This is a genomic window from Coleofasciculus sp. B1-GNL1-01 (assembly GCF_040220235.1).
Lineage (GTDB): Bacteria > Cyanobacteriota > Cyanobacteriia > Cyanobacteriales > Coleofasciculaceae > Coleofasciculus.
Window position 1 is genome coordinate 100217 of record NZ_JAVJTO010000031.1, and the last position, 7149, is coordinate 107365.

The window sequence follows — 7149 nt, forward strand, 5'->3', positions numbered from 1 at the left end:
AACATTGACATTAAGGTTTAAATGCCGAACAGCTTACCGACTTATCTGCTTTTTCATTTATTGGGAACGGGTTAGTATTTGCAGCCGCGCTGAACTACGGTTTTGGCTTAGGTTTATTGGTTGTGCAATCAGGAAAGGTCAGTTATGTTAGGTGCGATTACTGGAGATATTGTTGGCTCAATTTATGAAGGACACAGTATCAAAACTAAAAAATTTGATCTGTTTAATCCGAGGCGTTATTTTACCGATGACACGGTACTAACAATCGCCGTCGCTGATACCCTTCTCACGTCAGGAAATTACACTGAAAAACTCAAGGAATACTGTCGCCTGTATCCGAATGCTGGATATGGCATGAATTTTCGGGCGTGGGGAATATCAGATGATGCAGAACCTTACAATAGTTGGGGCAATGGTTCAGCGATGCGAGTTAGTCCGATTGGTTTTGCCTTTGATGATCTGGATACGGTGTTACAAGAAGCTAAACGCAGTGCAGAGGTTACTCATAATCATCCCGAAGGAATTAAAGGCGCACAAGCCACAGCCTCGGCTATTTTTTTAGCCCGGACAGGTCAAAGTAAGACCGAAATCAAGTCTTATGTTGAAACCACATTTAACTATGACTTAAATCAAACGATAGATCAGATTGCACCTGCAACAGTTTCTTGTCAGGGTTCTATTCCTCAGGCAATGATCGCTTTTCTTGAATCAACTGACTTTGAAGATGCTATTCGTAATGCTATTTTTATCGGCGGGGATAGTGATACGCTTGCCTGTATTACAGGTGGGATTGCTCAAGCCTTTTATGGCGGTGTCCCCCAGGAAATAGCTCAACAAACATTAACTATTCTTGATCAGCGTCTCGGCGCGATCGCTGATCAGTTTAATTTAAAGTATTCAATTTCATAAGTTGCACCAATCACCAGCCAATCGGTTTTTGACTCCTCATGCAATATCTGAGTAGAACACCAGTTCAGTAGGCTCATCTTTAATCTATTCTTCCCGAAAAATTTACCACTACTTCAATGACTTCCCAGCGCGACGCTGATTGCAGCGTTTGCGTAAATTATCATAGAATATTAACTGTATTACTTGTTTTACATTGTCTTACGGCTTTGAGTGCCTTTCAGACTGCAACCTGAAAGATAGAAACCACTCATCACCGACTGCGAGCAAGTTGCCATTGTGAAACAGTGAGTCAGAACCCTTACTCCTTGCTGAGTAGATTGTCACGCTTTGTAGAGGAGCATTTATCTGAACGATTTAAAATGAAAGATGATAATGCAGCAGCCAGATCAAGGCGGTAAGGGGGATCAATCCCCAGATGTGCTGTCACCCGAACAAGCGTGGAAACTCTTGACAGCCCTAGCGGGTAAAGAGCGCATGTTGCAAGATCGAGGCGCACAGACGGTTGTACCCCTATTATGTGAATGGCTGGGATATCTGTCGTTAGGCATAGAATTAGTCGGGCGATACTTAGCCAAACACCCCGATATGTCTTTAACTGATATGCTCAAACGGCTGGAAGCGCGACATCCTGATTCAGCAAGCCAGCCGCCAAGCCAACCGACACTCCAATGGGGAATCAACACCATCTTGGAATGGGTTTGGAGAGAACTCAATCCCCTAAGCCAGCAGGTTGGTCAACTTTTGAGCTTATTTGCCCCCACCCTCTGGCGGTGGCAATGGTTAGACTATGCCAGTGAGGTTTTGCATTGGAAACAAGCCGATCTCGAGGCAGCGCAAACTCAACTGTATCAGTGGCGTTTAATTGAGTCAGTGGCAAATCGCCGGGGTTGCTACACAGTTCAGCCCTTAATTCGGGAGTTTTTTCGCAAAAAACTGGAGACATTGGATGCACCCACCGTTTTTGTGTCTCACCCTCCTTTTCCGTTCCCACCCCAGGCGTCGTCCAAGCCGATTTCCCAGCCACCTCAACCGGATACTCAGTCTTCTTTGCCAAAGCAAATTTCCGATCAGGATTCAGCCTCGCAGACGCCACCTCCTAGAGAATGGTCTTCATTTCTCTCCCCTTATCCTGACGTCCCTGGGTCTGCTGAAGATTGCCTGATTGAGCAGCAACTCTATTTTCCGATTACGAATTCCACTTGTTCGTGTCAACGAGACAACCCTCACATTACTAATTCAGGAGTTTCCCAAAAAAGCAAGAATAAAGCACCACCCCTAAAACTTCAGGCTGATGACTTCAGGCAGGCTTTTACCGCTATTCTTATTGAACTGGTTCAGAAAATTCCTGATCATCCTACCCGAGAGCAGATAACGTTTTTGGAGGAGATCCTGCCTCACATTCAAGAAGTAGCCCACACCCTAGAATCAGCCGTAAGGGATGAAGATTTACTCTGCTTATTTGACAGTTTGGGCAAATTCTCTAAAGGTCAAGGATTAACGGATTTACTTTGGCTATTCGATCACTTAGGTAGATTTTATCAGCATCAGGGAGTGGGCAATCAGGCAGAATCCTGGTTTCGGCGGTGCGTATCTATCGCCCAAGCCGCTTTTGGCGAGGAACATCTTGATGTTGCCACTAGCTTGAATAATTTGGCAGGACTTTATTATACTCAAGGTCGCTACAGTGAAGCTGAACCCCTTTATTTGCAAGCTTTAGAGGTGAAAAAACATCTGTTAGGCAATCATCATCTTGATGTTGCCACCAGCTTAAATAATCTGGCAGGACTGTACTATGCTCAAGGTCGCTACAGTGAAGCTGAACCTCTTTATTTGCAAGTTTTAGAGGTGAGAAAACGTCTTTTAGGCAATTGCCATCTTGATGTTGCCAGTAGCCTCAACAATTTGGGATTATTGTACTATGCTCAAGGTCGCTACAGTGAAGCTGAACCCCTTTATTTGCAAGCTTTAGAGGTGAGAAAACGTCTTTTAGGCAATTGTCATCCGGCTGTGGCAACTAGCATTAATAATTTAGCCGGACTCTACAATGCTCAAAAACGCTACAGAGATGCAGAATCCCTATTAGTTCAGGCATTAAGTTTGAGTGAACAGCACTTAGGACACGAGCATCCTAATACGGCTATTTTTCGCAAAAATTTATCCATTCTCCGCACTCATAAGAAGGCTAATCGTCATTGGTGGCAGTGGTTATGGTAACAGCAAGATTAGGGAGCAAGACTAGGGAGCAAGATTAGGGAGCAAGATTAGGGAGCAAGATGCTCCCACTACTTTATAATTTACCCGTTTTTCGGGAAAAAGACTCCCTTTAGGATTAAACAGCAGACACTTTTAAGCTACTCGGTTCTCCCAGTTTTCCTTCTAAAACTACACCCCGTTGATTGGTGTGGAGATGGCGCAGAATTTTATAAATGGCTTCTATCTGATCAGTCGCCCCCGCTTTCTGTGCCAACTGTGATAAAGACATCGGTTCTCCTTGATCCTGCAACACCTGAATTACCCGTTTCTGTAAATCCAAAATTGCAGAGGCGGCTTTTTTCCCGGCTTCTACTCCAGGTTGATGGTAAGCGTTGATATTCACCAGGGAGGCGTACAATCCTACAGCCCGATCATATAAAGCTATCAGCGCTCCAACCGTGCGAGGATTGACTTGGGGAATTGTTACGGTAATCGAATCTCGTTGATTGTCATACAACGCTTTTCGGGTTCCCTGTAATAAACCGGATAAATAGTCACCGGACGTTACCCCGGCTTCTAGCTGTGGGGAGTGTCCCTCGCGATCGCGCAACACTTCAATAAAGGTGACAAAGAAATTAGGAACCCCTTCGCGCAACTGCTGCACGTAGGCATGTTGATCTGTTGAGCCTTTATTGCCGTAAACGGCGATTCCCTGATGTACAGTATTACCATCGAGGTCTTTTTCTTTACCCAAGGATTCCATCACTAACTGCTGGAGGTAGCGAGAAAATAGCAGCAGGCTATCTTTATAAGGTAAAACCACCATATCTTTTTCACCCTGACCATTCCCCGAAAAATACCAGGAAAGTGCCAGCAGCGCCGCCGGGTTTTCGTGGAGATTGTGGATACGGGTAGCACTATCCATTTCTTTGGCACCTGCCAGCATTTGGCGGATATCAATCCCTTGCAGTGCGGCGGGTAACAATCCCACTGCTGACATTTCTGAGGTGCGTCCTCCTACCCAGTCATACATAGGAAACGTCGCCAGCCACCCTTCAGATTTTGCCAGTTTCTCTAGGTTACTATCTTCACCCGTAATCGCCACGGCATGGGCAGCAAAGTCTAGTTTCTGGGATTCATAAGCTTTTTTTGCCTCAATCATGCCATTGCGGGTTTCCGGCGTTCCTCCAGATTTAGAAATTATCAAGACAAGTGTGTTAGCCAGACGATCTTGCAGTTTAGCAATAGTGGCATCAATCCCTGCCGGATCTGTGTTATCTATAAAATGAATCGCCAAGGGCGGGACGTTAGGAGCAAGGGCATCGGCGACAAACTCAGGACCCAATGCTGAACCGCCAATGCCGATGGAAAGAATATCAGTGAATCTAGATGAACCTGGGGGATGAATATCACCACTATGGACTTTAGTGGTAAAGGATTCAATCTTCTCTAAGACAGTGAGGATATCTTGACGTAGTTCGGGGGTGGGCGCTATGTCAGGATCTCGTAACCAATAGTGACCCACCATCCGATTTTCATCAGGATTGGCGATCGCGCCCCTTTCCAATGCCTCCATATCCTGAAATGCCTTCTCAAACTTAGGTCGCATCGCCTCGACAAAGGCATCATCAAATCGCATACGGCTGACGTCGAGGTAAAAGTCTAACCCTTGGTGGTAATAGAGCCAGTCCTGATAGCGTTGCCAGAGTGCAGCGGCGTCCATAAGTAGCTTCTCAAATTCCTGTTTTTCCAATCACAAGTGTATGTTGTCCGGGGATCAGTTGTCAGTTTTCCTTTTCCAGTGGCTTAATCTTATCAGCTGTATCTGCCGTCTGAAGAGTTGGGTTACTAGGTTGCAACTCTTCGAGAATACTTCGCCTACGTTCCTCAACCCTCCCCTACCAACAAGTGTTCCAATGGTTTCCCCTTCTCCCCCAGCTTCCCCAGCTCCCTCTGCTTCCCCAGCTTCCCCAGCTCCCTCTGCTTCCCCAGCTTCCTCTGCTCCCCCAGCTTCCCCAGCTCCCTCTGCTCCCCCAGCTCTCTTTGCCTCTGCCTGCTGAAAGCCTTTCAAATATACGGCTTGGGCAACACGCGCAAAAACTTGACGATGTGACCCGTCACTTCAATCCCTACCATATAGTTGTCGATGGTAAATCGGTAAAAAATAGCATCTGAGCCGATGGGGTGAAGCCCTGGCAGGTCATGAATGCTTCTGAGATGCATGAACTTCTCAAAAACCACGTCATAGACCTGCTGATAGGCAGCCGACTCTAGGCTTTTGAGATCTTGTAAAAAAGACCGCGCATAGCGTACTTCTAGACTCACAGGATATACCCCGATTCCCCACGAATCATTCTAGTCTTTCTGCAAAGATTTTAGGGCAGATTTAGCAGTCGCAGCGCCTCTTCACGAGTCATCGCATCTCCGGGTCGAATTGTTCGCATGGATTCTTGCATGGCACAGAGCATATACAAGTCATAATAGAACGGTTGCAGAACTTTCCAGGCGTCTGCCAAGCTTTCATCAGGGAGTTGATCCACTAAATCAGGTAACTGTTGGGTTAAGCGTTGCAATCGACCTCTGAGTAAATTCATCAGCAAAGAATACTCCAATTGATTGACACTCACCGCCCTATAATAGCGGTGATTCTTCCGTCGCAGGGATTCCGATGAATTTACCCTCAGAAAGCATCTTGACCCTTCGGCTTATCTCGACTCCGCTCGATACAAGTCGCTCAGGGTCAACCGTGTGTCTCACGGCTGCAAGTCCTCTAATACAGACTATTTGAGCTACGGCTACATCTCTGTCGGTTGTGTAGCCGCAGTGATTACATGAATGGATACGCTCTGATCATAGTTTCTTGCCCGTTTCTGTTAAGCAATTGGGACATATTTGGCTCGTCTTGAGCCAAAATGTAGTCGTTCTCTTGCATAGGAGCAGTAACTGTGACCATTCAGCTATCCTATCCCAGCCTGACTTCCATCGACTAACCCGCATTGTGCAAAATTTACCAGACTTTGCCTCTGCGATCGCAGAGGCTTAGTTGCAGAGGCGTTGGCAAATGTACCGCAAGTGAATAGCATCTTGGCGCGGCTAGACTTAGACGGTTCTGGAGATGGTTGCTTCTGTCGAAGTTGTCAGCTTTTTATCTCAGTTTGGACAAGTGGCTGACAGGAGAGAGACTTTAACGGTTTTAAGCTGTCACGCATTTAAATTGGGAATGGGTAGCGAGCAAGATGCAAAGCCTGCGGCATGGCTTCGCTTAACGCATTACAACGATTTTGCCGTTGTTTACATTACGGTTTAAATGCCGAACAACGTATTCAACCTTTGACAAGCGATGAAGATTCAGACTTGATTTCTAAGTTAATGAACAACCTGTAGGGGCGACCCGCTTACTCTAATTAACAATACCAATCTACTCAATTGGGTCGGGTCGCCCTTGACTCAATTGGTTCCCACAGATTTCCCAGCGATTAAGCTATAGTTTGCTTATGGGAATGGTACGGGTAAAAGGTTAATTTGACGGTGAAATTAGACGCGAACACCATCAATGAGTTAGTTGAACTTCTCCAACCCTTCATGGAAGATGAGCGCAGCCGTCGCTCGATCCTAATCCTAGCGCTGGGTAATGATGCATCGGTGTTACAACGCATCACTTGGAATGGTGCTGTTGCAACGTTTATCCCGGAGATGGTGGAAAAGCTAGCGGACTATGGCGAAATTGCACCGGGTAAACAAGCACTTTGGGCATTATTGGAGTATGTGCGATCGCACTCTGGTATCGATAGACAACAACGTATTGATAAACTGCGTCCTCGGATTGATTTAGGATGGCATTCTGAGCGAGTAACGGATACGTCTGATGTTGAAGCTCATTTCCCCTCTGAAAGAAAAGGCAACCGTCTCAGGGGGTGACAAACTAGCTGAAGTGTTGAGCCATCCGGCTTTTAGCCCATTTCTTCTTGTTACAGATAGGGTCAAAGATAGCAGTTGTATCTGGGGGACTAGCCCCCCAGACCCCCCAATGGGGGACGAGCGCCTCCC

General features: G+C 46.4%; 8 protein-coding genes and 1 pseudogene. 4 read left to right on the top strand and 5 right to left on the bottom strand.

Annotated elements, in window-relative coordinates; translation table 11 throughout:
• The first annotated feature begins 144 nt into the window (after positions 1-144).
• Together RID53_RS07775 and RID53_RS07780 are read left to right on the top strand one after the other, a co-directional pair.
• On the top strand, positions 145-909 hold the full coding sequence (locus RID53_RS07775) for an ADP-ribosylglycohydrolase family protein (RefSeq protein WP_446387565.1): 765 nt from the start codon (positions 145-147) through the stop codon (positions 907-909).
• A 372-nt stretch (positions 910-1281) separates the two neighbouring features.
• Positions 1282-3123 carry a tetratricopeptide repeat protein gene (locus tag RID53_RS07780; RefSeq protein ID WP_446387566.1) on the top strand — a complete coding sequence of 614 codons (1842 nt, stop codon included), beginning with the start codon at positions 1282-1284 and terminating at the stop codon, positions 3121-3123.
• 115 nt (positions 3124-3238) lie between these two features.
• On the opposite strand, the gene RID53_RS07785 is transcribed toward RID53_RS07780, so the two are convergent.
• The 5 genes and pseudogenes from RID53_RS07785 to RID53_RS07805 all read right to left on the bottom strand — a co-directional run.
• The gene (locus RID53_RS07785) at positions 3239-4825 is read right to left on the bottom strand and encodes a glucose-6-phosphate isomerase (protein WP_446387567.1); all 1587 of its coding nucleotides are present in this window, start codon (positions 4823-4825) and stop codon (positions 3239-3241) included.
• Between the two features lie 54 nt (positions 4826-4879).
• On the bottom strand, positions 4880-5173 hold the full coding sequence (locus RID53_RS07790) for a hypothetical protein (RefSeq protein WP_446387568.1): 294 nt from the start codon (positions 5171-5173) through the stop codon (positions 4880-4882).
• Complete coding sequence (locus RID53_RS07795; RefSeq protein WP_044211041.1) at positions 5170-5427, bottom strand: hypothetical protein; 258 nt, start codon at positions 5425-5427, stop codon at positions 5170-5172. The genes RID53_RS07790 and RID53_RS07795 overlap by 4 nt, the downstream gene beginning before the upstream one ends.
• Before the next feature lie 50 nt (positions 5428-5477).
• Positions 5478-5729 (bottom strand): hypothetical protein, encoded by a 252-nt coding sequence (locus tag RID53_RS07800; RefSeq protein WP_446387569.1) that lies wholly within the window; start codon positions 5727-5729, stop codon positions 5478-5480.
• Between the two features lie 4 nt (positions 5730-5733).
• Positions 5734-6006 (bottom strand): annotated as a pseudogene (locus RID53_RS07805) (zinc ribbon domain-containing protein); the annotation flags it as partial.
• Positions 6007-6217: 211 nt separating this feature from the next.
• Here RID53_RS07805 and RID53_RS07810 point away from each other — a divergent pair.
• A complete protein-coding gene (locus RID53_RS07810; RefSeq protein ID WP_446387570.1) occupies positions 6218-6409 on the top strand; it encodes a hypothetical protein in 192 nt (63 codons plus the stop codon).
• A gap of 221 nt (positions 6410-6630) precedes the next feature.
• Complete coding sequence (locus RID53_RS07815; RefSeq protein WP_446387571.1) at positions 6631-7020, top strand: hypothetical protein; 390 nt, start codon at positions 6631-6633, stop codon at positions 7018-7020.
• Positions 7021-7149: the final 129 nt, after the last annotated feature.